Source organism: Kribbella sancticallisti (assembly GCF_039530625.1).
Lineage (GTDB): Bacteria > Actinomycetota > Actinomycetes > Propionibacteriales > Kribbellaceae > Kribbella > Kribbella sancticallisti.
In genome coordinates this window covers 94,361-121,012 of record NZ_BAAAOS010000049.1, presented here as the reverse complement: position 1 = coordinate 121,012, position 26,652 = coordinate 94,361, and the positions used below count along the sequence as shown (strand labels likewise).

The 26,652-nt window shown below is 68.4% G+C and carries 27 protein-coding genes and 1 tRNA gene; 22 read left to right on the top strand and 6 right to left on the bottom strand.

Features of this window, described 5'->3' with window-relative positions; translation table 11 throughout:
* Positions 1–22: 22 nt before the first annotated feature.
* From ABD255_RS31940 to ABD255_RS31895, 10 genes are all read left to right on the top strand, one after another.
* Positions 23–1,858 carry a helix-turn-helix domain-containing protein gene (locus tag ABD255_RS31940; RefSeq protein ID WP_344220517.1) on the top strand — a complete coding sequence of 612 codons (1,836 nt, stop codon included), beginning with the start codon at positions 23–25 and terminating at the stop codon, positions 1,856–1,858.
* Positions 1,859–2,048: 190 nt separating this feature from the next.
* Positions 2,049–2,813, top strand: a complete 765-nt coding sequence (locus ABD255_RS31935; RefSeq protein WP_344220516.1) for a CpaE/TadZ family protein — start codon at positions 2,049–2,051, stop codon at positions 2,811–2,813.
* A 53-nt stretch (positions 2,814–2,866) separates the two neighbouring features.
* Positions 2,867–3,229 carry a type IV pilin protein gene (locus tag ABD255_RS31930; RefSeq protein WP_344220515.1) on the top strand — a complete coding sequence of 121 codons (363 nt, stop codon included), beginning with the start codon at positions 2,867–2,869 and terminating at the stop codon, positions 3,227–3,229.
* A gap of 80 nt (positions 3,230–3,309) precedes the next feature.
* Positions 3,310–4,404, top strand: a complete 1,095-nt coding sequence (locus ABD255_RS31925; protein ID WP_344220514.1) for a type IV pilus twitching motility protein PilT — start codon at positions 3,310–3,312, stop codon at positions 4,402–4,404.
* On the top strand, positions 4,401–6,038 hold the full coding sequence (locus tag ABD255_RS31920) for a GspE/PulE family protein (protein ID WP_344220513.1): 1,638 nt from the start codon (positions 4,401–4,403) through the stop codon (positions 6,036–6,038). Before ABD255_RS31925 ends, ABD255_RS31920 begins: the two co-directional genes overlap by 4 nt.
* A gap of 1 nt (position 6,039) precedes the next feature.
* Positions 6,040–7,245 carry a type II secretion system F family protein gene (locus ABD255_RS31915; RefSeq protein ID WP_344220512.1) on the top strand — a complete coding sequence of 402 codons (1,206 nt, stop codon included), beginning with the start codon at positions 6,040–6,042 and terminating at the stop codon, positions 7,243–7,245.
* Positions 7,245–7,709 (top strand): prepilin-type N-terminal cleavage/methylation domain-containing protein, encoded by a 465-nt coding sequence (locus tag ABD255_RS31910; RefSeq protein ID WP_344220511.1) that lies wholly within the window; start codon positions 7,245–7,247, stop codon positions 7,707–7,709. The genes ABD255_RS31915 and ABD255_RS31910 overlap by 1 nt, the downstream gene beginning before the upstream one ends.
* Positions 7,700–8,311, top strand: a complete 612-nt coding sequence (locus tag ABD255_RS31905) for a PilW family protein (protein WP_344220510.1) — start codon at positions 7,700–7,702, stop codon at positions 8,309–8,311. Before ABD255_RS31910 ends, ABD255_RS31905 begins: the two co-directional genes overlap by 10 nt.
* Positions 8,308–10,377 carry a hypothetical protein gene (locus tag ABD255_RS31900; protein WP_344220509.1) on the top strand — a complete coding sequence of 690 codons (2,070 nt, stop codon included), beginning with the start codon at positions 8,308–8,310 and terminating at the stop codon, positions 10,375–10,377. The genes ABD255_RS31905 and ABD255_RS31900 overlap by 4 nt, the downstream gene beginning before the upstream one ends.
* A 66-nt stretch (positions 10,378–10,443) precedes the next feature.
* Entirely contained in the window at positions 10,444–11,097 is a 654-nt protein-coding gene (locus tag ABD255_RS31895) for a response regulator transcription factor (RefSeq protein ID WP_344220508.1), read from the top strand.
* Positions 11,098–11,099: 2 nt separating this feature from the next.
* Here ABD255_RS31895 and ABD255_RS31890 read toward each other — a convergent pair whose 3' ends face one another.
* Complete coding sequence (locus ABD255_RS31890; protein WP_344220507.1) at positions 11,100–11,879, bottom strand: prepilin peptidase; 780 nt, start codon at positions 11,877–11,879, stop codon at positions 11,100–11,102.
* A gap of 180 nt (positions 11,880–12,059) precedes the next feature.
* Between ABD255_RS31890 and ABD255_RS31885 the strand changes: the two genes are divergently transcribed.
* From ABD255_RS31885 to ABD255_RS31875, 3 genes are all read left to right on the top strand, one after another.
* Positions 12,060–12,713: a LuxR C-terminal-related transcriptional regulator gene (locus tag ABD255_RS31885; protein ID WP_344220505.1), complete on the top strand. Its 654-nt coding sequence runs from the start codon at positions 12,060–12,062 to the stop codon at positions 12,711–12,713.
* A 70-nt stretch (positions 12,714–12,783) separates the two neighbouring features.
* On the top strand, positions 12,784–12,954 hold the full coding sequence (locus tag ABD255_RS31880; protein ID WP_344220504.1) for a hypothetical protein: 171 nt from the start codon (positions 12,784–12,786) through the stop codon (positions 12,952–12,954).
* Positions 12,951–13,598 carry a DUF2064 domain-containing protein gene (locus tag ABD255_RS31875; RefSeq protein ID WP_344220503.1) on the top strand — a complete coding sequence of 216 codons (648 nt, stop codon included), beginning with the start codon at positions 12,951–12,953 and terminating at the stop codon, positions 13,596–13,598. Before ABD255_RS31880 ends, ABD255_RS31875 begins: the two co-directional genes overlap by 4 nt.
* 226 nt (positions 13,599–13,824) lie before the next feature.
* Here the strand turns inward: ABD255_RS31875 and ABD255_RS31870 are convergent, their stop codons facing one another.
* From ABD255_RS31870 to ABD255_RS31860, 3 genes are all read right to left on the bottom strand, one after another.
* The gene (locus tag ABD255_RS31870; RefSeq protein ID WP_344220502.1) at positions 13,825–14,622 is read right to left on the bottom strand and encodes a ferritin-like domain-containing protein; all 798 of its coding nucleotides are present in this window, start codon (positions 14,620–14,622) and stop codon (positions 13,825–13,827) included.
* 88 nt (positions 14,623–14,710) lie between these two features.
* Positions 14,711–15,253 (bottom strand): NUDIX hydrolase, encoded by a 543-nt coding sequence (locus ABD255_RS31865; RefSeq protein WP_344220501.1) that lies wholly within the window; start codon positions 15,251–15,253, stop codon positions 14,711–14,713.
* 20 nt (positions 15,254–15,273) lie between these two features.
* Positions 15,274–16,575: a zinc-dependent metalloprotease gene (locus tag ABD255_RS31860; protein ID WP_344220500.1), complete on the bottom strand. Its 1,302-nt coding sequence runs from the start codon at positions 16,573–16,575 to the stop codon at positions 15,274–15,276.
* Between the two features lie 211 nt (positions 16,576–16,786).
* On the opposite strand from ABD255_RS31860, the gene ABD255_RS31855 reads away from it, so the two are divergent.
* The 6 genes from ABD255_RS31855 (at position 16,787) to ABD255_RS31830 (ending at position 22,913) form a co-directional block, all read left to right on the top strand.
* Positions 16,787–17,212: a molybdenum cofactor biosynthesis protein MoaE gene (locus ABD255_RS31855; RefSeq protein WP_344220499.1), complete on the top strand. Its 426-nt coding sequence runs from the start codon at positions 16,787–16,789 to the stop codon at positions 17,210–17,212.
* Positions 17,213–17,242: 30 nt separating this feature from the next.
* Entirely contained in the window at positions 17,243–17,482 is a 240-nt protein-coding gene (locus tag ABD255_RS31850) for a hypothetical protein (protein WP_344220498.1), read from the top strand.
* The gene (locus ABD255_RS31845; protein ID WP_344220497.1) at positions 17,479–18,516 is read left to right on the top strand and encodes a YlbL family protein; all 1,038 of its coding nucleotides are present in this window, start codon (positions 17,479–17,481) and stop codon (positions 18,514–18,516) included. Before ABD255_RS31850 ends, ABD255_RS31845 begins: the two co-directional genes overlap by 4 nt.
* 76 nt (positions 18,517–18,592) lie before the next feature.
* Complete coding sequence (locus tag ABD255_RS31840) at positions 18,593–19,174, top strand: PPA1309 family protein (protein WP_344220496.1); 582 nt, start codon at positions 18,593–18,595, stop codon at positions 19,172–19,174.
* A complete protein-coding gene (locus ABD255_RS31835) occupies positions 19,171–22,143 on the top strand; it encodes a UPF0182 family membrane protein (RefSeq protein ID WP_344220495.1) in 2,973 nt (990 codons plus the stop codon). Before ABD255_RS31840 ends, ABD255_RS31835 begins: the two co-directional genes overlap by 4 nt.
* Before the next feature lie 176 nt (positions 22,144–22,319).
* Positions 22,320–22,913 (top strand): hypothetical protein, encoded by a 594-nt coding sequence (locus ABD255_RS31830; protein WP_344220494.1) that lies wholly within the window; start codon positions 22,320–22,322, stop codon positions 22,911–22,913.
* Positions 22,914–23,028: 115 nt separating this feature from the next.
* Here ABD255_RS31830 and ABD255_RS31825 read toward each other — a convergent pair whose 3' ends face one another.
* Entirely contained in the window at positions 23,029–23,994 is a 966-nt protein-coding gene (locus tag ABD255_RS31825) for a GNAT family N-acetyltransferase (RefSeq protein WP_344220493.1), read from the bottom strand.
* Positions 23,995–24,109: 115 nt separating this feature from the next.
* On the opposite strand from ABD255_RS31825, the gene ABD255_RS31820 reads away from it, so the two are divergent.
* The 3 genes from ABD255_RS31820 to ABD255_RS31810 all read left to right on the top strand — a co-directional run bounded on the left by ABD255_RS31820 (position 24,110) and on the right by ABD255_RS31810 (position 26,458).
* Positions 24,110–24,186 (top strand) — tRNA-Met (locus tag ABD255_RS31820).
* A 350-nt stretch (positions 24,187–24,536) separates the two neighbouring features.
* Entirely contained in the window at positions 24,537–25,436 is a 900-nt protein-coding gene (locus ABD255_RS31815; protein WP_344220492.1) for an ABC transporter ATP-binding protein, read from the top strand.
* Positions 25,433–26,458, top strand: a complete 1,026-nt coding sequence (locus tag ABD255_RS31810) for an ABC transporter permease subunit (RefSeq protein WP_344220491.1) — start codon at positions 25,433–25,435, stop codon at positions 26,456–26,458. The genes ABD255_RS31815 and ABD255_RS31810 overlap by 4 nt, the downstream gene beginning before the upstream one ends.
* Here ABD255_RS31810 and ABD255_RS31805 read toward each other — a convergent pair.
* Positions 26,415–26,652 (bottom strand): response regulator transcription factor (locus ABD255_RS31805; protein ID WP_344220490.1); only part of this gene is annotated, 238 nt, incomplete at its 5' end. The two genes, ABD255_RS31810 and ABD255_RS31805, sit on opposite strands and share 44 nt — an antisense overlap.

Genomic DNA, 26,652 nt, shown 5'->3' with positions numbered 1-26,652 from the left:
ACCAGGCGAACGGAGGAGTGGGATGGAGGAGTTGCTGCGGCTCCTGGCAGAGGACGCGCCGGGGAGTGAGCTGGCGCGGGCGGCCGGGTCGGACCAGGCCGCCCGCGAGCTCGCGCTGCGGATCCGCGCCGGCATGGACGCCAGCAAGCGGCGCGAGGCCGAGCTGTCCGCGCTCGTCGACGTCGCCCGCGAGCTCGCCTCGGCCCGCGACCCCGGCAGCGTGCTCGACACGATCGTGCACCGCGCCCGCACCCTGATCGGCACCGACGTCGCCTACCTGACCCTGTACGACGAGGCGCGGGGTGACACGTTCATGCGCGCCACCGACGGCTCGGTGTCCGCCGCGTTCCAGCAGTTGCGCCTCCCGCTCGGCGCGGGTCTGGGTGGTCTGGTCGCCGAGACCCACAAGCCGTACTGGACCGCGGACTATCCCGGCGACCGGCGGTTCCGGCACACCTCGCCGATCGACTCCGCCGTCGGCGAGGAAGGCCTGGTGGCGATCTGCGGTACTCCGTTGATCGTGGACGGGGCGTTCGTCGGAGTCCTCTTCGCCTCCAACCGCACGCGCAGGCCGTTCAGCCGGGACGAGGTCTCGCTGCTGGGTTCCCTGGCGGCGCTGGCGGCCGTGACGATCGTCCAGGTCCGGGCAGCAGCCGAAACCGCCGCAGCCCTCGAGCAACTCTCCGCCGCCCACGCCGGCGTGGAACACGCCGCCGCCGCGCACGACCGCTTCGCCGACATCGTCCTGTCCGGCGGGGATGTGGATGCCATCGCAGCCGCCCTCGCGGAACTCCTCGACGTCTGGGTGGTCCTGGTGGATGCCGCAGGCAACGAACTGGCCAGAGCCGGCCGCGTCGCCGACGCCATGCCCTCGGAGCACGCCGCCGCTTCTGCAGGCGCCCGCAGGAGCCTGCCGAACCTGCCTAGCGAGGCCGCGCTGGCGGCCGCCTCGGCTGATTCCGGGCGGCTTTCCCGGAGTGGTGACCGTTGGGTGGTGGCGGCGACGGCGAAAGGTGAACGTCTTGGTGCGCTGATCATCGGGGGAGTGGACGAACTCTCAGCCGCCGACCAGCGCATCGTCGAGCGGGCTGCAGTCGTCACAGCGCTCGTACTACTTTTCCGCCGCCAGGCTGCCGAGCAGTCGCAACGAGCACAAGCAGACATCCTCGCCGACGCCCTGACCGGAGCAGTTGCCCTCGCAGACCGCTTTCGCCTGCTAGGCAAGAAGGAACTACCCAAGCAGGTAGTAGTGGCCGTCTGCCGCGGCGACCACTCGCGAGTACTGGCAAGGCTCCAAGCACCACTGGAACACAAGCTCGTACTAGCCGGCCCCTACGCCGGTGACCTGGTCCTCCTCCTGGCTCGACCCAACGCAGTAACCGCAGCACGCGATCTGGCCGACGTAGCCCGCCGTACGGGCGTGACGATCGCGGTGACAGGTCCAACCACCTGGGGCAAGGACCTCGTCGACACACACCACCAAGCGACGCGCCTCGTCACGACCATGCTGAGACTCGGCCGCACAGCCGAGTCCGCAGCACCAGACGACCTAGGCGTCGCAGGACTGGTCGGTGCCGCGGAGGTCGACGTACAGGCTCACATCGCGCACGTACTCGGCGCCGTCACCACCTACGACGCCGAGCGAGGAACCGACCTGATCGGCACCCTCCAGGCGTACTTCGAATCAGGCCAGAGCCCAACCAGAGCCGCCACCGCCCTGCACATTCACCCCAACACCGTGCAGCAACGCCTGGATCGCATCACCGCCCTCCTGGGCGAAGGCTGGCAGCAGCCGGACCGCACCCTCGACGTACAGGTCGCGCTCCGGCTCCAGAAGGCTCTCACCGAGAAGAACTGAGCCGCACGGTTCTGTCTGTCCACCATTCGGGTGACAGCGGTCAGCCGAACGGGCAGCCGGTCGTCAGCCTCCTGTCACCCGTTCACCCGCTGTGACGAACGTCCCACCCCGGTCACTCTTTAGGCGGGAACGGCGCCGGATTTCGTGACACAGAGTGCCGATTCCCCCGAGAAGCGCCGGGGGGTGCGGAATGGCGAACGGGCGGATCATCACGGTCTTCGCGGCCAAGGGCGGCTGCGGCAAGACCACGCTGGCGACGAACCTCGCCGCCGTCCTGCACGACGGCGGTACCCACCGCGTCTGCCTGCTGGACCTCGATCTCGAGTTCGGTGACGCGGCCGGCGCGCTCGGTCTGCGACCCAGACGCAGCCTGGTCGACGCGCTCGAGTTGGCTGACAGCCTGGACCCGGCGACGGTCTCCTCGCTGATGACGCCCTACCTGCCGGGACTGGACTGCCTGTCGGCGCCGACCCGACCCGGCGAGGCCGGCCTGATCCCGGCGTCACTGGTCAGCCGCCTGCTGTTCGTCCTCCCGCTCGACTACGACTTCGTGGTGGTGGACACGCCCGCCCGGCTCGGATCGCACGTGCTGGCGGCGCTCGACGCCGCCGATCACCAGATCCTGGTGACGACAGCCGAGCGGCCGGCGCTGAACAACCTGCGGACGCTCCTCGACATCCTCGACCTGCTGCCGTACGACCGGGCCGCGCGATCGATCGTGGTCAACCGCTCGGACGCCGGCACCCGGCTGCCCGACCAGGTCTTCGACGACCTGGTCCGCAATCCGATCGCGGGCCACCTGCCGAGCTGGGACGACGTCCCGGCGTCGGTCAACCGCGGCGAACCACTCGCGGCGGCGCACCCCGAACACGCCGTCAGCCAGGCGATCCGGCAACTCGCCGCCGCCCTGCTGCCCAGCGACGGGAGGTGCGGCCGCGACCCGCCACCCGGCTAGCCCCACAGCTCAGTCAAACCACCAAAATTCCTTGCACAGAAAGAGAAACCATCATGCTCGACCGAATCCGCGAAGCCCGCAAGAACCAGTCCGGCTTCACCCTGATCGAACTCCTGATCGTCATCGTCATCCTCGGCGTCCTGTCCGGCATCGTCGTCTTCGCCGTCGCTGGCATCACGGACAGAGGCAATGCCGCCGCCTGCAAGGCGGACATGTCCAGCGTCGAGGTGGCAGTGGAGGCCTATCGCGCGAAGACCGGCGCCTACCCCGACGCGGGTGCCGCCGGCTACACCCAGCTGACGTCTGGCGACGACCAGTTCCTGCGCAGCGTGCCGACGACGGCCAACGGCTACACGATCACGCTCGGCGCCGACGGAGCCGTCACCGCTGCACCGGCCAACTGCGTCTTCCCGTGATCTAACTGATCGCACTGCCGGGGAGGGACGACCCCAAGCGCTCTCCCCGGCGGTGTTCCACCATCTAGCGGAGGAAGCTCATGAAAGGTCTTGCTCGCGGTAGCCGGGTCGACGTGCTGCTGGAGGAGCTCTGGAAGGCCGGCGGCACCGACCTGCTGCTGACCGTGGGCATGCCTCCGCAGCTCCGCGTCCACGGCGATCTCCACCCCGTCATCGACGCGGCCCCACTCACCCACGACGACACTGACGCCCTCCTCACCGAACTCTTCACCCCGGCGCAGGCCGAAGCCTGGTGCAACACCTTCGAGCTCGACTTCTCCTTCTCCTGGCGGGAGAACGCCCGGATCCGCGGCAACGCGTTCAGCCAGCGCGGCGACAGCACCGTCGCCCTCCGGATGATCCCCAAGGCGATCCCGACCATGGCCGAGCTCGGCCTGCCGCCGATCCTCGGCCAGTTCGCCCGGCAGCACCAAGGCCTGGTCCTGGTCACCGGCCCGACGGGTTCCGGCAAGTCGACCACGCTCGCGGCGGTGATCAACCAGATCAACACCGACCGGGCCTGCCACATCATCACCATCGAGGACCCGATCGAGTACGTGCACGATCACAAGCGCTCGGCGGTCAACCAGCGTGAGGTCGGCAGCGACACCGCCTCCTTCCCCGACGCCCTCCGCTCAGCTCTCCGCGAGGACCCCGACGTCCTGCTGGTCGGCGAGATGCGCGACCTGGAGTCGATCCGGTTCGCGCTCACCATCGCCGAGACCGGCCACCTGGTGTTCGCCACGCTGCACACCAACGACACCGCGCGGTCCCTCGCCCGCATCATCGACGTCTTCCCGGGCGAGCAGCAGTCGCAGGTCCGGGTCCAACTCGCCGCGGCCCTGAGCGGAGTCGTCTACCAGCGGCTGATCCCGAGGGTCGGCGGCGGCCTGATCGCGGCGTACGAGGTGATGGTCGCGAACTCCGCGATCCGCAACCTGATCAAGGAAGGCAAGACCCACCAGCTGCGCAACTCGCTCGTGACCGGGCAGCGCGAAGGCATGCTCACGCTCGAGCAGTCGCTGTCCACGCTGGTCCAGGCCGGCACCGTCTCGTACGACGACGCGGCCGCGCGCAGCCTCTATCCGAAGGACATCGAGCTGCGGCCGAGGCTGCGGGCGGGAGTGCCGGCATGAGGCATCGCAAGCGTGAACAGTCCGCGGCCACCGTGACCCTGACCGCCCGCCCCGAGGTAGGTCCGGCGGCGAGCAAGGAGGACCTGCAGATCGAGCGGAACCGGGCCCGGCAGATTGCCGAGCAGCACGGTCTCGCCCAGGTCGACCTGCGGACGGTCAGTCCCGATCCCGCCGCGGCGAACCTGATCGACGAGCAAACCGCCCGGCTGCTCACCGCCGTCCCGCTGAGCGTCGACGACCAGCACGTCACGGTCGCGGTCGCCGACCCGGCCGTCGAAGCCGACCTGCGCGCCGTCCTCGACCGCCCGGTCGTACTGCGGATCGCCGCGCCGACCGACATCCTCAGTGCCATCGGCAACAGCTTCCGCGCGCTGGCCGGGATCGACTCCCGGCTCAAGGTGTTCGAGGCGCGCGACGTGCTCCGCAAGGACTCCACCCGGGTCGAGGTGGTCGCCGCGAGCGACGACGCGCCGGTGGTCCAGGTGGTCCAGCTGATCATCACCCAGGCGCTGCGGGACCGGGCGTCCGACGTACACATCGAGCCGCACGAGGACCGGGTCCGGATCCGCTTCCGGGTCGACGGCGCGCTGCATGACCAGCTGGAGCTGCCCGGGTCGATCGGGCCCGCGGTGGTCAGCCGGATCAAGATCCTGGCCGAGCTGAACATCGTCGAGCGGCGTCGCCCGCAGGACGGCCAGATCAGCATGGACGTCGAGGGCCGCGAGGTCGACATCCGCGTCTCCACCACCGCGGTGGTCGGCGGCGAGAAGGTCGTCCTGCGCCTGCTCGACAAGAGCCGGCCGTTGTTCAAGCTGGAGCAACTCGGGATGCCGCCGGAGATGGCGGACCGGTACTCGGCCCTGCTCCGGTCGCCGTACGGCATGGTGATCTGCGCGGGTCCGACCGGCAGCGGGAAGACCACCACGCTGTACGGCTCGCTCGGCGAGATCAACACCCCTGAGCGCAACATCATGACGATCGAGGACCCGGTCGAGTACACCTTCTCCTCGATCAACCAGATCCAGATCAACGAGTCGGCCGGGATCACCTTCGCTGGCGGCCTGCGATCGATCCTGCGGCAGGACCCGGACGTCATCCTGGTCGGGGAGGTCCGGGACGTGGAGACGGCGCGGATCGCAGTACAGTCCGCGTTGACCGGCCACTTCGTGCTTTCCTCCTTGCACGCCACCGACGCGGCGACCGCGTTGCACCGGCTGCTGGACATGGGGATCGAGAACTTCCTGATCGCCTCCTCGGTCAGCGCGGTCGTCTCCCAGCGGCTGGTCCGCCGGATCTGCGACAACTGCCGCGAGACCTACCAGCCGCCGGCCGAGGAGCTGGCGTTCCTGGACACCTTCGGCGGCCGGGTCCCGGTCGGCGGCCTGGTCCGGGGAGCGGGCTGCAACTTCTGCGCCCGAACCGGTTTCCTGGAGCGGACCGGGGTCTACGAGCTGATGCCGGTCACCGACGCCATCCGCGAGCTGATCGTCGACCGGGCGTCCCACGACGAGATCCGCAAGACCGCCCGCTACGAGGGGATGCGGACCCTGCAGGAGGAAGCGGTCCGGCTCGTCACGGCCGGAGTCACCACCGTCGCCGAGGTCGTCCGTTCCATCTACGTGGTCGGGAGCTGAGATGACCAGATTCGCGTACGTCGCGGTCGCCGCCGACGGTCAGCGCGCCAAGGGAGTGACCAAGGCGGACACCCGCGAGGAGGCGGAGCTGGCCCTGTACGAGCGGGAGCTTCGGGACATCAGGGTGACCGAGAAGCCCAGCGTGCTCCAGCTCGAGATCACCGCGCGGCGGGTCAAACGCGAAGAGGTCATGCACCTGTCCCGCCAGCTCGGCGCCTTCATCAAGGCCGGGCTGCCGCTGATCGACGCGGTGCACAGCCTCGGCCAGGAGGCCGGCAACACCTCGGTGCGCCGGATGATGGCCGAGGTGGAGGAGGGGCTGCGCGGCGGCGAGAAGCTGTCGGACTGCTTCGATCGGCATCCGAAGATCTTCCCCGAGTTCTACCGCGGCATCCTGCGGTCCGCGGAGCTCAGCGGTCAGCTCGACTCGGTGCTGTCCCAGCTGGCGAAGTACCTGGAGCGCGATCTGGAGGCCCGGCGCAAGATCAAGCAGGCGATGATCTACCCGAGCATCGTCGCGTTGATGTCGCTGGTGACCGTCGTCGTGCTGGCGGCCTTCGTGCTGCCGCGGTTCAAGGACTTCTTCGCGAGCCTGAACGCCGAACTGCCGCTGCCGACCCGGATGCTGCTCGCCGTCACCGATTTCCTCACCGCCTGGTGGTGGGCGATCGGCATCGCGGGAGCCGCGGCGGCGCTGATCCTGTTCGCGATCACCCGGACCCGCGGCGGAAAGTATGCCCGGGATCGCTTCTTCCTGGCGCTTCCGGTGCTCGGCGGGACGATCCGGTTCGCGCTGGTGGAGCGGTTCTGCCGGATTCTCTCGTCGATGGTCGGTGCCGGCGTACAGCTTCCGGAGGCCTTGCGGGTGGCGACCGGCTCCTTGCCGAACCTTGTCTTCCGGCACGCGCTCAGCGGCGCGGGGGAGTCACTGCTCGAGGGCGAGGGGCTGGCCCGGCCGCTGGCCGCCACCGGTCTCTTCCCGACCACCGCGGCGCAGATGATGCGGGTGGGCGAGGACACCGGAACGCTCGACACCCAGCTCGAGGTCACCGCGGAGTACTACGAGGGTGAGCTGGACTACAAGCTGAAGAAGCTGATCGGCCTGTTCGAGCCGGCCGTGATCATCGTGATGGGCCTCGTCGTCGGCTTCGTCGCGGTCGCCCTCGTCTCGGCGATGTACGGCATCTTCCGTCAGGTCCAGGGCTGATGCCCGCCCGCCACCGGCTCGCCGACGAGCGAGGGGAGACCCTGGTCGAGCTGCTGATCGCCGTCGCGATCATGGGCATCGTCGCGGTGGCGCTGATGGCCGGGCTGGCGACCAGTGTGCTGATCTCGGACATCCACCGCAAGCAGGCGACAGCCGGTACCGCGGTCCGCGACTACGCCGAGGCACTGCAGAACTACGTTGCCGACGGCCACTACATCGACGACTGCGCCTCGCCGGCCGGCTACGCGCTCGGCTCTTTCCCGGTACCGGCCGGCTTCCAGCACTCCGTTGTGGCCGGCTCCATCCGCTACTGGAGTAGTAGCGGATGGCAGTCGACCTGCACGACGGACAGTGGCCTTCAGCAACTGGAGATCCAGGTCGCCAGCGCTGACGGCCGGGCAACCGAACGGGTGGTCGTCGTACTGCGCAAGCCTTGTGGACTGGGGGATGACCTATGCGACTGAAAGGGTCGGAGGACGGATTCACCCTCGTCGAACTCCTGGTGGCGATCGTGATCGCCGGGATCATCGTCTTTCCGTTGGCCGGCGTGGTGATGAGCGCGCTGAAGAACACCGGCACGACGTCCGACCGGATGGACCTGTCGCACGACGCGCAGCTCAGTTCGTCGTACTTCGCCCGGGACGTGGCGGCGGTCGGCATCCGCGACTACGAGAACACCACCGGCAACTCGCTGCCGTTCAAGCCCTCGGTCCAGCGGAACGTGTCGTACACCTGTGGAGGAACTCCTACTCCGGTCGCCGTGCTGGTCCTGCTCTCGGATGCCTGGGACCCGGATGACTCGATGACCACTCCGCAGACAGATGCCGTCGCCTACTACCTGAAGGCGGCCGATGGCAGCACCGAACTGCGCAGACTCAAGTGCGCCGGCGGTGTCGCCGTGTCCGACGTACCGGTGGTTCACCACGTCAAGACCGCCGTCGCCACGTGCTCCTCCACCTGTGAGTCCGCGACGGTGCCGAACGAGATCACCTTGGAGTTGGTGGCAACGAAGGCCTCGGTGGGCGACTACCCGATCACGCTCAACGGCCAACGGAGGCAGTCATGAAGGCCAGGTTCGCCCGTGCTCGTGGTGAGGAAGGCGCCGCCTTGGTGCTGGTGCTGATCCTGGTCACGGTGATCGCCCTCGGCCTGGCGGCTCTGCTGACCAGGTCGGACACGAGCGAGCGGGTCACGGTGGGACTCCGCGACCAGGCGGCGGCGACGTACAACGCGGACGGCGCGATGCAGGCGGCGGTCAACAACCTGCGGAACAGCACCTACAACAACTCTGCCGGGCAGACCTGCTTCAGTGGCGGGAACACGCTGCAGCTGAACGGTTTCTACGGCGCCGACTCCGCCGCTGTGACCTGCGAGGCGGACCCGAAGAAGGTGCTCATCCAGTGTCCGTCCTTGTCCCAGTGCAACCGGCCGGGCAACGCCATTTTGACGCTCGGCAAGGTCAGCGGTGAGGACGGCCTGAACATCCAGCAGCCGACCGGTTCGACCTTCCGGGTGCGCGGCAACGTCTTCTCGAACTCGAACATCAACGTCGTCAACGGGGCGCTGAACACGAACGCCTCGGTCTGGGCCCGAACCTCCTGTGCCGGCGCCATCCAGAGCACGCCGGCGCCGTCCTGCAACTACGGCAGTACTCCGAACGTGCTCGGCGACGACCCCGGATACGTGCCCGCGGCAACGGAACCGCCCGTGCACCGTGACCTTCCGGCCTGTACGACGCAGAACTCCGTGGTGACCTTCCTGCCCGGCACGTACGACGACGCGGTCGGGCTGTCCGCGATGATGAAGGGGAACAGCGCTTGCCGGCACAGCACCTGGTGGTTCAAACCCGGCGTCTACTACTTCGACTTCCGTAACAACGGCCCGAACTCCAACCCGTTGCTCTCGCCGGGGAGCGACGGCAACACCTGGACCGTCAACGACGGCCACCTGGTGGCGGGGACACCGGTGAACTCGGCCGGCGCCGTGATCGCCACGCCGCCGGTACCGGCGGCCATCCCGGGCTCCTGCGACAACCCGATCAAGAACGCGAACGCGGTCGGCGTGCAGTTCATCTTCGGCGGCGACAGCCGGCTGGCGGTCAAGGCCGGCGAGGTGGAGATTTGTGGCACCTACCGGGTGGACAAGCCGCCGGTCGCGATCTACGGCCTCAAGTCCGGGGCCGACACGACGACCTCATGGACCGGTGCCGACGCGCTGACGATGACCGCCGTCGACTCCGCGGGCGACTTCACCAACCCCGGCCGCATCGTCAGCCCGGACGGTCAGAACGCGACCTGGACGAAGACCGGCAGCAACAAACAGACCGGAACCGTCACAGTCAGCGGGTATCCGCCGACCGCCGCGATCCCCGTCGGTTCGGTGCTCACATCCGCGAAGTTGGTCGCCGTCCACGGCAACACCGCCGGAGCGACCGGGGACGATCTGTCGGTCGTGGTGACGCCGACCGGCGGTACCCCGTTCACCGTGACAGTGCCGAGCTACGGCGACAACCTCATGCACACCGACTCGGTCGACCTGTTCCAGAGCGGCACCGGAACCCTTGCCAACCTGGTCACCACGGGGACCTTCGCCGGCGTGAAACTGGCCTACCGGGCTGCTCTCCAGCACCCCGGCATCGAGCGCCTCGACTCGCTCCGGCTCGAGCTCACCTTCGTCCCGCCCGCCTTCCGAGCCGGGAGCGGCTGTGTCGCCAGCGGCCCGTACACGGGCGTCGGCAGTTCATCGACCTGTGCCCTCATCGAGGCGGTGAACAACTCCGGCAACCAGTTCTACGTGCAGGGCACGACGTACGCGCCCAAGGCGGTGCTGGACATCACTCTCAACAACGCCGCCGAGCAGGTGTTCCGGTTCGGGGTCGTCGCCCGATCACTCTGGGTGAAAGAGACGGGTAGTTTCTCGTACTCCGGAGTCGTGATCGAAGTCCCGGACGACTCACCGGGTTTCGTTTTCAGCATGTATCTCGCCGTCTACCTCTGCCCGAAGTCGCCCACCTGCAGCCCGTCGGGATCCCCTGTACTGCGGTCGAAAGTCGCCCTTGTCGACAGCGATCCGACCACTCCGCAGGCCGGCGCCCGCCAGGTCACCATCCTGAGTTGGTCGCGTCCCGGATAAAGGGGTCTAAAGTCCCTAGCTGTCCCGGACAAGCGCTACTTAGGGTGACGCTCACGGGGAGGCGTCATGGACATTCGGATCAAGATCGTCGTGGTCGACGGTCACACACTCACGCGGTACGGCATGCTGGGTCTGGTGGGCGGGCATGCCGACATCGAGTTGGTTGGCGACACCGGCCTGGGCGCGGAGGCGGCCGCTCTGGTCGCCGCGACGGAGCCGGACGTGGTCGTGCTCGACACGGCTCTGCCGGACAGAGACGGCCTGCTGGTGGCCCGCGAACTCCGCGACCGGTACGCCGGTCTCGGCATCGTGCTGCTGGCCTCCAACGGCGAGGACGAGGTGCTCTTCCGCGCGCTGGAGCAGGGGGTCTCGGCGTTCGTCGCCAAGACGGCACCGACCAACGAGATCCTGGCGGCCATCCGGCACGCGGCCGTTTCGGCGAACTCGTTCCTCGCCAGCGGCCTCGGTCCGGCCTTCGCGCGCCGGCAGTTGGTCGCGCCTCGGCCGGTGCTCAGCCCGCGCGAGGCCGAGGTGCTGTCCCTGCTCGGCCAGGGGCTGTCGATCCCCGCCATCGCGGCCGGGATGTTCGTCAGCCATTCGACCGCCAAGACCTATGTCGCCAGGGTGTACGAGAAGCTGGGTGCCTCCAACCGGGCGCAGGCGCTGATGGCCGGCCTCCGGCTCGGGCTGATCCGCAAGGAGTTGGCGTCCTCGGCCTGACCTCAGGCCGGCAACCGGGTCCAGGCGGCCGCGACTGGTTCGGCGAAGAAGATCGCCAGCAAAGCGGCGGCGATCATGAACGGGCCGAAGGGGATGGCGGTTCTACGGCCACCGCGACCGGTGGCCAGCACGGCCACGCCCACCACCGCACCGAGTACGAAAGCGCCGAAACCGCCGATCACCAGAGCCGACCAGGACAGGTAGCCCAACACCGCGCCGATCAGCCCGGCCAGCTTCACGTCGCCCCACCCCATCCCCGCCGGTGCGACGAGCACCAGCAGCAGGAAGAAGCCGAACAGCGCCACGGCGCCGAGTCCCGCCCGCGCCAGCGGCCACCACTCCTGCTGCCACGCGGCCGAGGCCGTCAGCAGCACTGCGACCACCGGGTACGACGGCAGCACGATCGCGTTCGGCAGGATCCGCAACTCCAGGTCGATCAATGCGAGCGCGAGACCGGCCGCCGCGAACCACAGGTACGCCGGTAGCGCGGGCAGCTGGTCCAGCCGCTCCAGGCGCCAGGCCAGGGCAGCGAACAGCAGACCGGTCCCGAGCTCGACCAGGGGATAGCGGACGCTGATCGGCGCCCCGCAGTCCGCGCAGCGTCCCCGCAGCAGCAGCCAGCCCACGACGGGCATGTTGTGGCGGGACCGGATCGGCCTGCCGCAGCCCGGGCACCGGGAGGCCGGCCGGACGACGGACTCTTGGCGCGGCACCCGGTGGATCACCACGTTGAGGAACGAGCCCACCGCGAGCCCGAACAGCAGCGCGATCAGAGGCACCATCCGGGCTGTCACCCTCCTCGGCAATGAATCACGAAACGGATGCTTGAAACGGTGGAAAGCACCACGGCTGACGTCGTAACAGAAGTTGGACGCTCAACGATTAGCTAACAGAAGGTAACGTTGATCGTCATTTATCGCCGATCCGGTCACAGAAAGCAAGATCCGCGGGGGGGGGGCAGCATGGCCGAGTTCATCGAAGTCGTCGTGATCGACGGGCACACACTCACCCGGTACGGGCTGGTGGGGCTCGTCGGTGAGGCCGAGGACATCCGGATCGTCGGAGAGTGCGGGCTCGCCGCCGACGCGGCGGTCGTCGTCGCGGCGACGGCGCCCGACGTGGTCGTGCTCGACGTCGGGCTGCCGGACGGCGACGGTCTGCGCGTCGCCCGCGAACTGCGCGACCGCTATGCCGAGCTGGGCATCGTCGTGCTCACCTCCAGCACCGACGACGACGTGCTGTTCCGTGCTCTCGAGACAGGGGTGTCGGCGTTCGTCTGCAAGACGGCACCCAACGCCGAGGTGCTGGCAGCGATCCGGCACGCGGCGGTGGCCGCGGCATCGTTCACCGCGACCGGCCTGGCGCTGGCACTCGGCCGCCGCGCGGCCGCGGGAGTCGGCCTGACTCTGAGCCCGCGCGAGAAGCAGGTGCTGCGCCTGCTGGCCGACGGGCAGTCCGTCCCCTCGATCGCCAAGTCGATGTTCGTCAGCCCGTCGACGGCGAAGACCTATGTAGGGCGGCTCTACGAGAAGCTCGGTGCCTGCAACCGAGCACAGGCCATCATGGCCGCCCTCCGCCTGGGCCTGATCGAGCACGAGCTTCCAGTCCCAGCCTAGGAAACAATCACCAGCTCTCGGAGAGTTACTCTCTGGCGGTGAGTGTTGCCGAGGTTCCTGGAGGGCCTGGATGCCGACCCGTACTGCCGCCGAACTACGCCAGGAGGCGGTCCGCTACGAACTCATCCCACTCGGCATGAGCCTGTTGCCGCTGATCTCCTGCATAAAAGACTGGGCCGAGACCCACCTGGACGAGGTATCCGCCGCCCGCACTGAGTACGACACGGCCACTGCCCGGTGAACGCCTCCCTCGACCGCCGAGTCGTAGTCCTGGTAGTCCCCGCAGCCATCACCTGGGCGCCTCCCGGCCGCTCCCCGGAAGCCTGGCGCCAAGCCCTGGCCGAAGACACCTACGAAGTACTAGCAGCGCTTGACCGCGTAGACGTCGCCGTAGCCGTCGCCAGCCCCCCGCCCTCCGCCTCGGCCGCCGCCTCCGGCGCGGATCCGCTTGCCGCGATCGCGGCTCTCACCTGGCCCGGCACCCCCGTCTACTCCGTCGACCCAGCGCGTCCTGTGCTCGATGCCGTCGAGAAGGCCGGCCCAGCCGCCGCGGTGGTCGCCGTCAGCTACGACGTGCCCGACCTCCCCGGCCTCCTGATCGGCAAGCTCTTCCGCGCTCTCAGCTCAGCCGACATCGCCGTCTGCCCCGCCGAAGACGGCACCCTCGCTGCCATCGGCGTCAACCGGCCAACAGTCGACTGGGTGACCGCAGCCGCCCCAACCTTCGACACCCCACTCGCCACCCTCGAGAATCTCAAGCCCCGCCGCCACGCCGTCGCCATCGGCCCGGGCTGGCACAGACTGCGATCGCTCGCTGACATAGCGCGACTGGATCCCGGTCTCGAGGGCTGGGACGCGACCCGATCCCTACTTCGCGGTGCTTGAGCCGTCACCTTCCTCCGTCCGGCTCGTTTCACCAGACAGCGGGGTTCGGGGAACCCACGGGGAGCTATCGGGCCGTCGTCGCGACCGGCCTGCCGGTGCCGTTCAGGGGCGGTGAAATCGGCAGACCGGGGAAGGGGGGAGCGGCGACGGTCCGCACACCGGTGCGAACCGGCCTCCAGAGACCGGCCCGCACACCCTGGCGCAACGTGCTCCGTTTGGGACGACCTCAGGCGGCGAGTACGCCGTACTTGATCAGTTCCTTCTCCACCAGGTGAAGCCCCTGCTGACCCGGCAGCGCATCGATCTTCTGGTCGATCCTGCGCACCTCGGCCAGTCCCTGCTCACCGCCGTACAGGTAGCTGAGCATGTGCTTCACCTCCGGTGGCGGCATGATCGTCGATCCGACGATGCCCCACGCCTTGTTCAGCGCGAACCGGGCGATCTTCTGGGCCTTCTTGCTCCGCTCCAGCCGATCCCGCGCCTGGCTGTTGTAGAACGCCACGTGCCGGGTCTCCTGCTTGGCGATCCGCTTCAGGATCTCCGTCAGCACCGGGTGGCTCTCGGCCTGGATCAGCCGGGTGTAGGCCGAGTGCGCGCACCACTCGTTGATCGCGCCCCAGGCCATGTGGGTGGCGATGAAGTCCTCGCCGATGATGTTGGCCAGCAGCGACTGCCGGATCGGCGCGATCCGGTCCTTCCAGCCGAGCCGGGTGCGGACCGCGCGGGTGTGTTCGGGACCGGTCGGGACGCCGTGCCGCTCGAGCACCTCGTCGAGCACCTCGCCGTGCCAGTACTCCTCGAGGTTCCACATCGTCAGGAAGACGGTGACCTCGGGATCGGCGTGGGAGGGCGTGACGAGCAGGTCGCGCAGGTAGCAGACCGTGTGGGTCTCGACATCGCTCATGTAGCTGAGGCAACGCAACGCGTCCTCGGAGAGCGGGTTCGTCTCGAAGGAGGACATGTCGAGGTCGTCCCAGCGGATTCGGGTGGAAGTCTGGGCGTACTGATCGATGTCGAAGCTCACGGAGATCCTTCGGCACACTAGGGCGACCGGATGGGTCGCGATCCGACGAGTGACAACGAGCGTACGGCGTCGGACCGGCACTTCGCCATCAAGTGACCTGTCGGTAGGCCTTCTTCGCCAGTTCCGCGACGGCGTGGTCGATCCCGTCGGGGAGCGCTTCCATCGCGAACCAGGCCAGATCGTGCGATTCCTCGCTCACCACGTACTGCGTACTGGTGGTCGCCCGCACCAGGAACTGGACGTCGAGATGGTAGGTATCCCGGCAGCCGCCGGCCAGGATCCGATGCCGCGACAACTGGAGCGGGACCGGCTCGATCTCGAGGCCGGCCAGCCCGGACTCCTCGGTCGCCTCGCGCATGGCGGCACCAGCCAGGGTGGTGTCGCCCGCCTCGCAATGACCGCCGAGTTGCAGCCACGCGTTGACGGTCTTGTGCAGGGTCAGCAGTGCCCTGGTCCCGGACGAGTCCACGACCAGGGCACTCGCGGTCAGATGTTCGGGCCGGCTGCTGCGCCACATGCCGTCCTCGTTCTGCGCGAGGTACTTCAGGTAGTGCTCACGAAGCTCCGCCTGCTCAGCGTCGGGCGGGTTCCAGCCGGTCAGCGTGGCGGTGGCGTCGGCGTGCAATGCCAACGCTGATCCCCGGTCGGGTGTCACTTGTCGTCGGTGCCCTTTTGCTTGCCCTCGTCGTCGAGACCGCCGTCCTGCTCGGTCATGAAGTCGGAGATGTCGATGTCGGCGAGCTCACCGGCGTGCTGGGCGAAGCCGATCGGGTCGTCCAGGTCGCTGGCGCTCGGCAACAGGTCCGGGTGCGACCACAACTCGTCGCGCCCTTCGAACCCCCGCGCATCCCGTACTGCGGCCCACAGGTTCGCCGCGTCCCGCAGCCGACGGGGCCGGAGCTGGAGTCCGACGAGGGTGGCGAACGTCTGCTCGGCCGGACCACCCGCGGCGCGACGCCGTACGGTCTCGGCCAGCTGGACGGCGGCCGGCATCCGGTCCTTCGTCGCCTCGCGGACGATGTCGTCGACCCAGCCCTCGACCAGCGCGAGCGCGGTCTCCAGCCGGACCAGCGCCGCCTTCTGCGCCTCGGAGTCCTCGGGCTCGAACAGGCCACCGGCCAGGGCCGCCTGCATCGCCTCGGGGTTCTGCATGTCGACGTCGGCCATCGCGCGCTCGATCTTGCCGGTGTCGACCTCGATGCCGGACGCGTAGTCGTTCACCGCGGCGAACAGGTGCTGCCGCAGCCACGGCACACCCGCGAACAGCCGCTGGTGAGCGCACTCGCGCAGCGCGAGGTACAGCCTGATGTCCTCGTCGGTGAGGCCCAGACCCTCGGCGAACTTCGCCACGTTGTCCGGGATCAGCACCGCCTGACCGGCCGGGCCGAGCGGCAGCCCGATGTCGGACGAGCTGACCACCTCACCCGCGAGCTCGCCCAGTGCCTGACCGACCTGGGCGCCGAAGATCGACCCGCCGAGCTGGCGGAGCATGCCCGCCATCGGCCCGGCCAGCGCCTGCGCCTCGGCCGGGAGGGCGCTGCCCATCGCGCCGGCGACGTGCTCGGCGACCGGGTCCACGACCGTCTGCCAGACCGGGAGGGTGTTCTCAACCCATTCCGCGCGGCTCCAGGCCGCGGACGTGGCGGACGCCTCGGGCAGGGTGGTCACCGGGTCGAGCCAGTGCTCGGCCAGCCGGACCGCGTCGGCGACCCGCTCGCCGTCGGTCGGCGTGACAGAACGGTCCCCGGCGGCGGAGACGGTCTTGCGGGCGATGTCCTTGGCCAGGTCCCAGTTCACCGGCTTGCCGTCGGTCGAACCGCTGAGCAGCTGCTGGACCTGAGCGAAGATCGCGTTCAGGTCGGGGGTGCCGCCCGGGCCGGCCGCTCCGGAGAACTGCTGGAACATGGCCTCGAACGGAGTTCCCTTGAACGGGTTGTCCGGTTCGTCGCTCATCGGAGTGGGCCTTCCTGTGCAGTGGGGCGTACTACTCCAACGTACTGGTTACCCGGCTCCGTTCCTCCACAGGCGAACGTGTCCGGTCGCTGTGACGTGGACCGCAGTGGCGACCCGGCGTCGCCCGACCGACCCCGGCGTACCGGTGACTTGTGCGGTACGGGGAGTATTGGGGGCACGCGGCGGGTGCGAAGAGACAGGGACAGAGGCGATGACCGAGGCGATCAAACTGCTGGATATCCGTGAGTCGGCGCTGTCCAGCGACGAAGTACTGGCCGCGATCATCGATCCGGCCGCCGGCGGTACCGCTCTTTTCATCGGCACCGTGCGCAACCACGACCACGACCGGTCCGTCGAGGAACTGGCCTACGAGGCCCACCCGGAGGCCCTCGACCACCTGCGCAAGGTGGCCGTCAAGGTCTGCGAGGACCACCCGGTGATCGCCCTCGCGGCCGTGCACCGGACCGGCCCGCTGGTGATCGGCGACGCCGCCGTGATCGTCGCGGTGGCCGCCGCGCACCGCGATGCCGCCTTCGCCGCCTGCCGTCAGTTGATCGACGACCTCAAGGCGGAGGTTCCGATTTGGAAACACCAGCACTTCAGCGACGGTGCGAGCGAGTGGGTCGGCGCTTGCTGACCCGTACGCTGGGCGCATGAAGGTGGCCGGATGAAGGTCTTGGCGTGGCTGGCGTTCCCGCTGGTCGCCACCGCCTGCGCGATGTGCTGGGCGGCGTGGCGCGGGCGGAGCCGTGGGCCGCGCCGGTCCGGTGGCGCCTTCGCGTCGGTCGAGGACTTCCGTCGCTTCAACGAGGCGATCGCGGCGCCGGGTCCCCGGGCCACCCCCGAGCCGCGCGGAGGACTGCGCGGCCTCTTCCGCAAACTCAAGATCGCAGGGCAGGGTTCGTGACACGTCGTACCGCCACGCTGGTCACCTCGATCGTCGTGCTCGTCATCACGCTCGGACTGGTCACCGTCTTCCCGGTGCCGTTCGTCTCCTTCAGTCCTGGGCCGGTAAAGAACACCCTGGGCGAGACGAAGGCGAAGCCGGTCATCGAGATCACCGGCCACCAGACGTTCCCGGTGACGGGCCGGCTCGACCTGACCACCGTCTCGGTGACGTCGCCGGATCGCGAACTGACCCTGCCGCAGGCGATGCGCAACTGGCTCGACCCGCACCACGACCTGTTCCCGCGCGACATCATCTACCCGCCGGAGCAGAGCGCGGAGGAGGTCGAGCAGGAGAACACCGCGGAGATGACCGGTTCGCAGGACAGCGCCGTCGCCGCCGCGCTGCAAGAGGCGAAGGTGCCGTACAAGCCGAAGGTCTCGGCGGTCTCCAAGGACAGCCCGGCCGCCGACAAGCTGAAGCCCGGCGACATCGTGCTGAAGGTCGACGGCGTGGCTGCCACCCAGGTCCCGCAGGTCGGCGAACTGGTCCGCAAGCACAAGGTCGGCGAGGACGTCAGCTTCCTGATCAGCCGCGCCGGCCAGGAGCAGACCGTCGTACTCAAGACGGCCGCGACCCCGGGCGAGGCCACCCGTCCGATGGTCGGCATCTCCATCGGCATCGACTCCGATGTCAAGGTGAGCGTCAACCTCGGCCAGGACATCGGCGGCCCCAGCGCCGGTACGGCGTTCGCGCTGGCCATCTACGACAAGCTGACGCCCGGTGCGTTGCTGAACGGCAAGCACGTCGCCGGCACCGGCACCATCGACGCGCTCGGCCAGGTCGGCCCGATCGGCGGCATCCAGCAGAAGATCGCCGGGGCCAAAGAGTCCGGGGCGACCGTGTTCCTGGTTCCGGGACCCAACTGCGAGGCGGCCCTGCACGCCGGGGTGAAGAACATCCAACTGGTGAAGATCACCACGTTGCACGAGGCCATCGGCGCCCTGCAGGCGCTGGCCACCGGAACAGGAGATGTCCCGGCATGCACCAAGTAGACAACGCGTCCACTCCGGTCCCGGCCGGCGTGGACGGAGCGAACGTATCGGCCAGTCGAACTGGAGATCTCCCGGCATGCACTCCGTAGAAACCCTGCCCGAGGACGCACTCAGCCGGGCGGTGATCGAGATCGAGCGCCACGTCAGCAGCGCGGGCTGGGACCAGCCCGCCCAGCTGTTCGCCCTGGTCCCGACCGGGGATCTGCTGGCCGCGGAACCGCAACTGGCCGCCGAGCTCGGAGCCGACGACGCGTCCCAGCCGCTGACCCCGGTGGCACAGGGCGAGCTGCCCGGCGGCATGGACGACGAGCACCTGGCCGACGCGCTGGCTCGGATCGAATGGCCCGAGGGCGTCAGCGGATGCGCGCTCGCGGTCGAGCGGATCGTGCTGCCGGGTGCTGCCGAGACTGATGCCGAGTCCGACGCGGAGCTGGCCAGGCTGGCCGGTAGTGATCCGCGCCGGCACGAGGTCCGGATGGTGGCCGCGGTGCTACGCGAGGGCGACCGTTTCGGCGCAGTACGGCTCCGGACCCACGATGAGGACAACGCAGTACTCACCGGCGTGGACTTGGTCCCCACGCTGTGCCAAGTACTGTCATTGACATTCGAGCCTTCGGCCGAGCGCGACGGTGTGAACAACGAGGAGAAGCGACCATGAGCGACGGCGTCTACGACATGCCGGAGGAGCCGAGGCGGACCCGGCGAACGCCCGGGCAGCGGCCCCGGGCTCTGCTTCCCACGATCGCCACCCTGATCGTGCTGCTGATCCTGTTCAGCGTCTTCACCGACGTCTGGACCCAGCGTCTGTGGTACCGGTCTGTCGACCTCGGTTCGGTGTTCAGCACCGTGCTCGGCACCCGCGTGCTGCTGTTCGCGGTGGTCGGCCTGCTGATGGCGGCCGCGGTGGTGGCCAACGTCATCGTCGCGTACCGGACCCGCCCGCGGGTCGCTCTCGCGCCGTCCCCGAGCCCCGGCTTCGAGCGGTACGGCGAACTGCTCCAGCAGCGCGGCAAGATCGCCATCGCCGTCCTGGCGACGCTGATGCTCGTGTTCGGTGGCTCGGCCGCGTCGGGGGAGTGGAAGGTCTTCCTCGCCTGGCGGAACCGGACCCCGTTCGGCGTCACGGACAAGCACTTCAACAAGGACATCGCGTTCTTCGTCTTCGACTACCCGTGGCTGCGCGTGCTCCTCGGCTTCGGCTACTCGATCGTCCTGCTGTCGCTCGTCGCCGCGATCATCACCCACTACCTGTACGGCGGGTTCCGGCCGTCCGCGAAGGGGCAGAAGGCCTCCGGCGCGGCCCAGGTGCAGTTCTCCGTACTGCTCGGCCTGCTGGTCCTGCTCAAGGCGTTCAGCTACTGGCTCGATCGGTACGGCCTGACCACCTCCGACAGCCGGCTCTTCACCGGTATCTCCTACACCGGTGACAACGCTGTCTTGCCCAGCAAGGAGATCCTTGCCGTCATAGCGCTGTTGTGCGCTGTCCTGTTCTTCGCGAATGTGGTGCGCAAGACCTGGTTGCTGCCGGGTGTCGGGACGGTCGTCCTGGTCCTCTCGGCGATTCTGCTGGGTGCGTTGTGGCCCGCGGCTCTGCAGCAGATCCGGGTCCGCCCGAGCGAGCCGGTGAAGGAAGCCTCCTACATCACCAAGAACATCGAGGCGACCCGCCAGGCCTACGGTCTGGAGAACACGAAGGTCATCAACTACGAGGCCGAGACGACGGCGAAGCCGGCCGAGCTGGCCAAGGACGCCGAGCTGCTGCCGGGCATCCGGCTGATCGACCCGAGCGTGGTCGGCCCCACCTTCGAGCAGTTGCAGCAGGTGCGAGGCTTCTACTCCTTCCCGACCGACCTGGACGTCGACCGCTACAAGATCGGCAACCAGGTCCGCGACACCGTGATCGCGGTCCGCGAGGTGGAGATCGACCGGTTGCCGGCCGGTCAGCGCAACTGGAACAACGACCACACCGTCTACACCCACGGCTACGGCGTGGTCGCCGCCAACGGCAACCAGCGCGCCACCGACGGTACGCCGGTCTTCTCCGAGAAGGACCTGCCGCCGACCGGTGAGCTCGGCGACTACGAGCCGCGGATCTACTTCGGCGAGCAGTCCCCGGACTACTCGATCGTCGGTGGCCCGAAGGGCAGCCCGGCCGTCGAGCTGGACACGCCGGAGGGCCAGAACGGCGGCGACCCGACGCTGAACACGTACACCGGCAAGGGCGGCGTCCCGGTCGGATCGTTCGGCAACAGGCTGCTCTACGCCACCAAGTTCCGGGACGCGAACCTGCTGCTGTCGAGCCGGGTGAACAACGAGTCGAAGATCCTCTACGACCGCAACCCGCGCGAACGCGTCGAGAAGGCCGCCCCGTGGCTGACCCCGGACGGCGACCCCTACCCGGCCGTCGTGGACGGTCAGGTCGTCTGGATCGTCGACGGTTACACCACCTCGGCGAACTACCCGTACTCGGAGAAGGTCGCACTCGACGACAGCACCCGGGACACCACCACGGGCCGCGGCACGATCGCGCAGCAGCCGAGCGAGCAGATCAACTACATCCGCAACTCGGTCAAGGCCGTGGTCAACGCCTACGACGGCTCGGTCGAGCTGTACGCGTGGGACGAGAGCGACCCGCTGCTGAAGACCTGGATGAAGGCGTTCCCGGGCACGGTCAAGGCGCGGTCGGAGATCTCGCCCGCTCTGATGTCCCACCTGCGCTACCCCGAGGACATTTTCAAGGTCCAGCGCGACCTGCTGGCCAAGTACCACGTGACCGACTCGACCACCTGGTACCAGAACAGCGACCTGTGGCGGGTTCCCGCGGACCCGACCCAGGGTGCCGGTGGTGGCGACTCGGCGGTCGTCAACCAGCCGCCGTTCTACCTGTCGCTGCGGATGCCCGACCAGACGGAACCGAAGTTCTCACTGACCTCGGTGTACGTGCCGAACGCGGAGCGGGAGAACCTGACCGCGTTCATGGCCGTCGACGCGGAGGCCTCGTCGCCTGACTACGGCCAGTTCAGGATCCTCCGATTGCCGGGCAACGTGCAGATCCCAGGTCCGGGACAGGTGGCGAACAAGTTCCAGACCGATGACGGGATCCGGGCGGCGTTGCTGCCGATCAACCAGCCCAGCAGTGGCGCCAGAGCGCAGTACGGGAACCTTTTGACGCTGCCCTTGGGCGGTGGTCTGCTCTATGTGCAGCCGGTCTATTCGGTGCGCACCAGCGGGGCCGGTAGTTATCCGGTGCTGCGCTACGTGCTGGTCGGCTTCGGTGACCGGGTCGCCTTCGGGTCGACCCTGCAGGAGGCCCTGGGCAAGGTCTTCAACGCCGAGGTGAGCACAGGCGAGGAGCCGGTCGGTCCCAAGCCGACCACACCGCCGGCGAACCAGACGATCAAGCAGGCACTGGCCGAGGCGCAGACGGCCTACACGGCCGCCCAGGCCGCGCTGAAGGCTGGAAACCTGGCCGAGTACCAGGCTCAGGTGAACAAGATGAAGGCGGCCATCGACCGAGCCGTCACAGCCGGCGCGGCGCCTCCCGCGACGCCGACCCCGACCCCGACGGGTACGCCGTCAACGCCTCCGGTGACACCACCAGCCAGCACACCGACCTCAGGCGGCTAGTGGAGCTGACTGACCAGCGGCGGGCGGCGACTCCGAGACTCCTCTCGGCGTCGCCGCCCGCTTCTTTGTCCACAGCGAGAAAACCGGGCGCCTGAAAGACGGCGAATCCCGGCAACTTCTCTGGCAGGAAACCAAAACACCTGGAGCTCACAGGTGATCTGCTCGAGGAGGCAGCCATGTCGAACTTCCTGTCCTGGTCCCCGATCCGCCCCGCGACCCGCCGTATCGTGATCGGCGGTGCGGCCGCCGCGCTGCTGGCACCCCTCGCACTCCCGGCGGTGCCCGCCTCGGCCGCCGGCCTCGATCCCCAGTCATCGTCCGGCTGGCACCGGACCCACCCATCGACCCAGCAGAGGACGTGCACCGTGGACGGATTCGTCATCGATCACCTGCCGGCCGGCCTCGGCACGCCGAGCGACTTCGAGTACGAGTGGGAGGACGTCGTCTTCCACAGCAGGGTCTGGGAGACCGGCCCCGATCCGGAAGGCGCCACCGTCGTCGACCTGACCGTGAAGACGATCCGAGGCGAGAAGCTGATCGACCTCGACTCCCTCCGCACCTTCCTGACCGAGTACCACGAGAAGGACCCGTCCACCTGGCAGCTCACCGCGAGGGACATCGGCGGCTACGGCGGCTACGTCGCCGAGGACCAGGCCTTTTACTTCATCTCCCCAGGCATCGCAGCAGAGGTCTCACTGGACCGAGCCCGCTTCACCGAAGAAGACCTCCTCGCCACCGCCGCCGGCTTCCACCCAGAACCCCCGGCCTGACCCATCCGCGCAGCCTCGACTCGGCCAGGTCGGTCCGTTCCTACAGAACGGACCGACCAGCCCGAACGTAGTTTTCGCCAGCCAGTCGTGATGACCTACGGACAGAGCGTGAAGGTCAGTACCCGATCATCCGATGCATCCGGTGAAACGTCTGAACGAATCCGAGCCGCGGCCACGCCCTGGAGGAGAGGAGATTCGTGACCCGCCAATCCGTCACCACCGACTCGTAGCCGATGTCGGCCGCCCAGTTCAGCACCGAGTCGCCCAGAGCCCGGCCAGCGCCGTTCCCGCGCGCCTCGGGCAGCACCGCCGCGTACGCGAGGAAGCCGGCATTGTCCGGCTGAGCCAGCCTGCTGTGCGCGCTGGACTTCTCGATCGAGCAGCCGATGGAGCACCCGATGACCTGTCCGTTGCGCTCAGCAACGAACGTCGCGTAGTCCCGGTCGTCGATCGACTCTTCCCAATCGGCCAGAGCCTCCTCGAGCGTAGGCACCTCCCCAGCACTGAACACCGGCGCCAACGCCTGATGCCGCGGCAGCACAAGATCCAGCTCAGCCAGTACTGCGATGTCACCGCGCTCCGCCCGCCGCACGATCAGCCCGTCCGGCATCGCAATCGGCTCCACCGGCACCGGCCGTACCGCGTGCGCATGCTGCGCCCCGAACCCCAACCGGAACCAGGCATCGACCAACTCCACCTCATCCGGCACCAACACGTACTGCGCCGTCCTGCCACCCGCCACCCACTTGGCCGCCGCCACGGCGTACAGGTCGCGCATCATCTCGGGATCACGCACCGCCTGACCCGCCTGCTCGACCCACACGTTCGCACCCCAGACCGCCGAAGGCTTAGGGGCCCCGAGCAAATACCCGGTCACCTCACCATCCTCGACCAGAACGGCACCCGAGGTGCCCTCGGTCTCCCACGCCGCCGTGACCTCGACCAGCGCGAGCCGTGGGTCCTCGTAGTCGGCCGGCAACAACGGGTGCTTCATCCGATGCCGCGACTGCCGCTCAGCCAGCAACCTGCCCGCCACCACCAGATCTCCCGGTTCGAACGCCCGGATGACAACACGAGACATACCCGGGACGGTACGCCCGACCACCCCCACCAGGCACCCGATTTCCCCTCCCAGCGCCCCACCGGGAGCCGACTTGGTTCCACGGCCGAGATCCCCTAAGCTAAAGAAACAACGACGCGGGGTGGAGCAGCTCGGTAGCTCGCTGGGCTCATAACCCAGAGGTCATAGGTTCAAATCCTATCCCCGCTACCACAGAAGGCCCTCTGACCAGGCAAAACCTCGGTCCGGGGGCCTTCGTCATTCGCACCGGCTCAGGGTGGCTACGGTCTAGGAGCCACCGCGTTACCGGTCCTCACTGGGGCTGATCCCGCTCCGATGATCGAGCATTCCAACGACGCCATCACCAGGGTCACTCGGGCCGCCATCTACGGGTCGGACCTGCACCTGTGCCACGGAATGATGCCTGACACCCTTTCGAGCGCAGCACCCTCGTGTGCGCCGAGCCTGAGCGGGCTCGGTACCGGCCAAAAGTACGGGCGCCGATCGCTCCACCTGTGCTTTGGGTTGGTGTCGCGCCCGCGGTGGAGTTCCAGGATGAAGGCATGCCCGTTGCAGACTCTCCTCCGGTTTTCCATGCCCGGGGCTTGACCAAGAAGTACGGCCGTCGCGGCAAGGTTGCCCTCGACGACGTGAACCTCAACATCCCGTCCGGCCGCGTCATCGGCCTGGTCGGGCCGAACGGTGCCGGTAAGTCGACCCTGCTCCACCTTGCCTGTGGGTTGATCGAGCCGACGTCCGGCTCGCTGGCCGTGCTGGGGTCGCGGCCGGCGGCGAACGCTTCACATCTGGCCCGGGTGGGGTTCGTCGCGCAGAACACGCCGGTGTACGGCTCGTTCACCGTGGCCGAGCACCTGGTCCTCGGCCAGAAGCTGAACCCTGCCTGGGATCCTGCTCTGGCGCAGCGGCGGATACGCCAAGTGGGGCTGAACCCGGCGCAGAAGGCCGGCCAACTCTCGGGCGGCCAGCGAGCACAACTGGCGCTGACGATCGCGGCCGCCAAGCGACCCGAGCTGCTGATTTTTGACGAACCCGCGGCAGCACTGGACCCCCTTGCCCGCAAGGGTTTCCTACAGAACCTGATGGAGTTCGTGCTCGAACTCGGTGCCAGCGCGGTGCTCTCCTCGCATCTGCTCGGCGACATCGAGCAGGTCTGCGACCACATCATCGTGCTGTGTAACTCGAAGGTGGAGCTCGCCGGCGACACCGGTGATCTGCTGGCCTGCCACGCCAGGCTGATGGCGCCGCGAGCCGACTTCGACCGGCTGGCGGCCGGGGTCGAGGTGATCTCGGTCGAACACAACGGCAACTACAGCAGCGCGATCGTCCGTACCGACGCCGCGACCGACCCATTGCATCCTGTCTCGCTCGAAGAACTTGTGCTCGCCTACATGACCCGGGCGGCCGCCGGGGTCGAGTCCGCAAGCTGGGAGGTCGCGCGATGATCTGGCTGAGCTTGCGGCAGTTCCGTGTCCAGGCGCTGGCCGGTGCCGGCGCGTTCGCCGTCATCACGGCGTGCTTGCTGTACTACGGCGGCGAGATCCGCGATGGGTACGACGTCTACCAGGCCAGCTGCCGCAACGTGGCCGACTGTGCCCAGGCGATGAGTCAGTTCCGGAGCGCCCACTCGAACACGTTGTTGTTCCTCGCGACCGGGCTCGCCCTGATTCCCGCTGTCCTGGGAGCATTCTGGGGCGCGCCGATGATCGCCCGGGAACTGGAGAACGGCACACACCGGCTGGTGTGGAACCAGAGCGTCAGCCGTCCCCGCTGGCTTCTCACCAAGGTCCTGCTGGTCGGTTCGGCGGCCGTCATCCTCACCGGCGGGTGCGCCGCTCTGCTCACCTGGGCGGCCCATCCCTTCGACGAGGTCGTCAACGAGGAGTTCAGCGGGTTCGTGTTCGGCGCCCGCAACATCGCCCCGATCGGCTACGCCGCGCTCGCCTTCACATTCGGCACGATCGTCGGCCTCTTACTACGCCGGACGCTGCCCGCGATGGCGGTGACGCTCGTCGCGTTCATCGCCTTCCAGTTCTTCTTCCCCACCGTGATCCGGCCCGTTCTGCTGCCGCCTGCCAAGGCCACCTTGCCGATCACGGCCGCGGCCGTCAACCAGGCGCAGAGCCTGGGCAGCATCGGCGGTGGTTCCGTCATCAACGGCCTGAAGATCCCGGGCGCGCCGGACGCGTGGATCGCCGAGACGAGCCCGATGCGCACCGCGGACGGCAAGGACCTCGACGGAGCCAGGTTCAACAAGTGCCTCGACAGTCCGCCGAAGACCGGCGCGGACGGGACGTTCGGCGACGCGGCGGTTTGCCTGGCCGGGCTCGATCTCCACGTCGACGTGCGCTACCACCCGCACAGCCGCTACTGGCCGCTGCAATGGCTGGAGACCGGGACCTACCTGGCGATCAGCGGGCTCCTCACCGGGTTCGGCCTGTGGCGGATCCGTCGCCGGGCGAGCTGACGAGGTGGTTCTCCCAGGCCCAGACGGCGATCTCGGTCCGGTTGCGGACCCCGAGCTTGGTCTGGATCGCCGCCAGGTGACTCTTCACGGTACTGAGTGAGATGAACAGTTCGGCGGCGATCTCCTGATTGGTGCGGCCTCGCGCGATGGCCCGTACCACCTCGAGCGCACGTCCGGACAGCTGTGGAGTCGGG

What these genes read in the sequence shown, in the direction of transcription:
- ABD255_RS31940 (WP_344220517.1), top strand. Translation starts at nt 23, where the DNA reads ATGGAGGAGTTGCTGCGGCTCCTGGCAGAGGACGCGCCGGGGAGTGAG.
- ABD255_RS31935 (WP_344220516.1), top strand. Translation starts at nt 2,049, where the DNA reads ATGGCGAACGGGCGGATCATCACGGTCTTCGCGGCCAAGGGCGGCTGC.
- ABD255_RS31930 (WP_344220515.1), top strand. Translation starts at nt 2,867, where the DNA reads ATGCTCGACCGAATCCGCGAAGCCCGCAAGAACCAGTCCGGCTTCACC.
- ABD255_RS31925 (WP_344220514.1), top strand. Translation starts at nt 3,310, where the DNA reads ATGAAAGGTCTTGCTCGCGGTAGCCGGGTCGACGTGCTGCTGGAGGAG.
- ABD255_RS31920 (WP_344220513.1), top strand. Translation starts at nt 4,401, where the DNA reads ATGAGGCATCGCAAGCGTGAACAGTCCGCGGCCACCGTGACCCTGACC.
- ABD255_RS31915 (WP_344220512.1), top strand. Translation starts at nt 6,040, where the DNA reads ATGACCAGATTCGCGTACGTCGCGGTCGCCGCCGACGGTCAGCGCGCC.
- ABD255_RS31910 (WP_344220511.1), top strand. Translation starts at nt 7,245, where the DNA reads ATGCCCGCCCGCCACCGGCTCGCCGACGAGCGAGGGGAGACCCTGGTC.
- ABD255_RS31905 (WP_344220510.1), top strand. Translation starts at nt 7,700, where the DNA reads ATGCGACTGAAAGGGTCGGAGGACGGATTCACCCTCGTCGAACTCCTG.
- ABD255_RS31900 (WP_344220509.1), top strand. Translation starts at nt 8,308, where the DNA reads ATGAAGGCCAGGTTCGCCCGTGCTCGTGGTGAGGAAGGCGCCGCCTTG.
- ABD255_RS31895 (WP_344220508.1), top strand. Translation starts at nt 10,444, where the DNA reads ATGGACATTCGGATCAAGATCGTCGTGGTCGACGGTCACACACTCACG.
- ABD255_RS31890 (WP_344220507.1), bottom strand. Translation starts at nt 11,879, where the DNA reads ATGGTGCCTCTGATCGCGCTGCTGTTCGGGCTCGCGGTGGGCTCGTTC.
- ABD255_RS31885 (WP_344220505.1), top strand. Translation starts at nt 12,060, where the DNA reads ATGGCCGAGTTCATCGAAGTCGTCGTGATCGACGGGCACACACTCACC.
- ABD255_RS31880 (WP_344220504.1), top strand. Translation starts at nt 12,784, where the DNA reads ATGCCGACCCGTACTGCCGCCGAACTACGCCAGGAGGCGGTCCGCTAC.
- ABD255_RS31860 (WP_344220500.1), bottom strand. Translation starts at nt 16,575, where the DNA reads ATGAGCGACGAACCGGACAACCCGTTCAAGGGAACTCCGTTCGAGGCC.
- ABD255_RS31855 (WP_344220499.1), top strand. Translation starts at nt 16,787, where the DNA reads ATGACCGAGGCGATCAAACTGCTGGATATCCGTGAGTCGGCGCTGTCC.
- ABD255_RS31850 (WP_344220498.1), top strand. Translation starts at nt 17,243, where the DNA reads ATGAAGGTCTTGGCGTGGCTGGCGTTCCCGCTGGTCGCCACCGCCTGC.
- ABD255_RS31840 (WP_344220496.1), top strand. Translation starts at nt 18,593, where the DNA reads ATGCACTCCGTAGAAACCCTGCCCGAGGACGCACTCAGCCGGGCGGTG.
- ABD255_RS31835 (WP_344220495.1), top strand. Translation starts at nt 19,171, where the DNA reads ATGAGCGACGGCGTCTACGACATGCCGGAGGAGCCGAGGCGGACCCGG.
- ABD255_RS31830 (WP_344220494.1), top strand. Translation starts at nt 22,320, where the DNA reads ATGTCGAACTTCCTGTCCTGGTCCCCGATCCGCCCCGCGACCCGCCGT.
- ABD255_RS31825 (WP_344220493.1), bottom strand. Translation starts at nt 23,994, where the DNA reads ATGTCTCGTGTTGTCATCCGGGCGTTCGAACCGGGAGATCTGGTGGTG.
- ABD255_RS31815 (WP_344220492.1), top strand. Translation starts at nt 24,537, where the DNA reads ATGCCCGTTGCAGACTCTCCTCCGGTTTTCCATGCCCGGGGCTTGACC.
- ABD255_RS31810 (WP_344220491.1), top strand. Translation starts at nt 25,433, where the DNA reads ATGATCTGGCTGAGCTTGCGGCAGTTCCGTGTCCAGGCGCTGGCCGGT.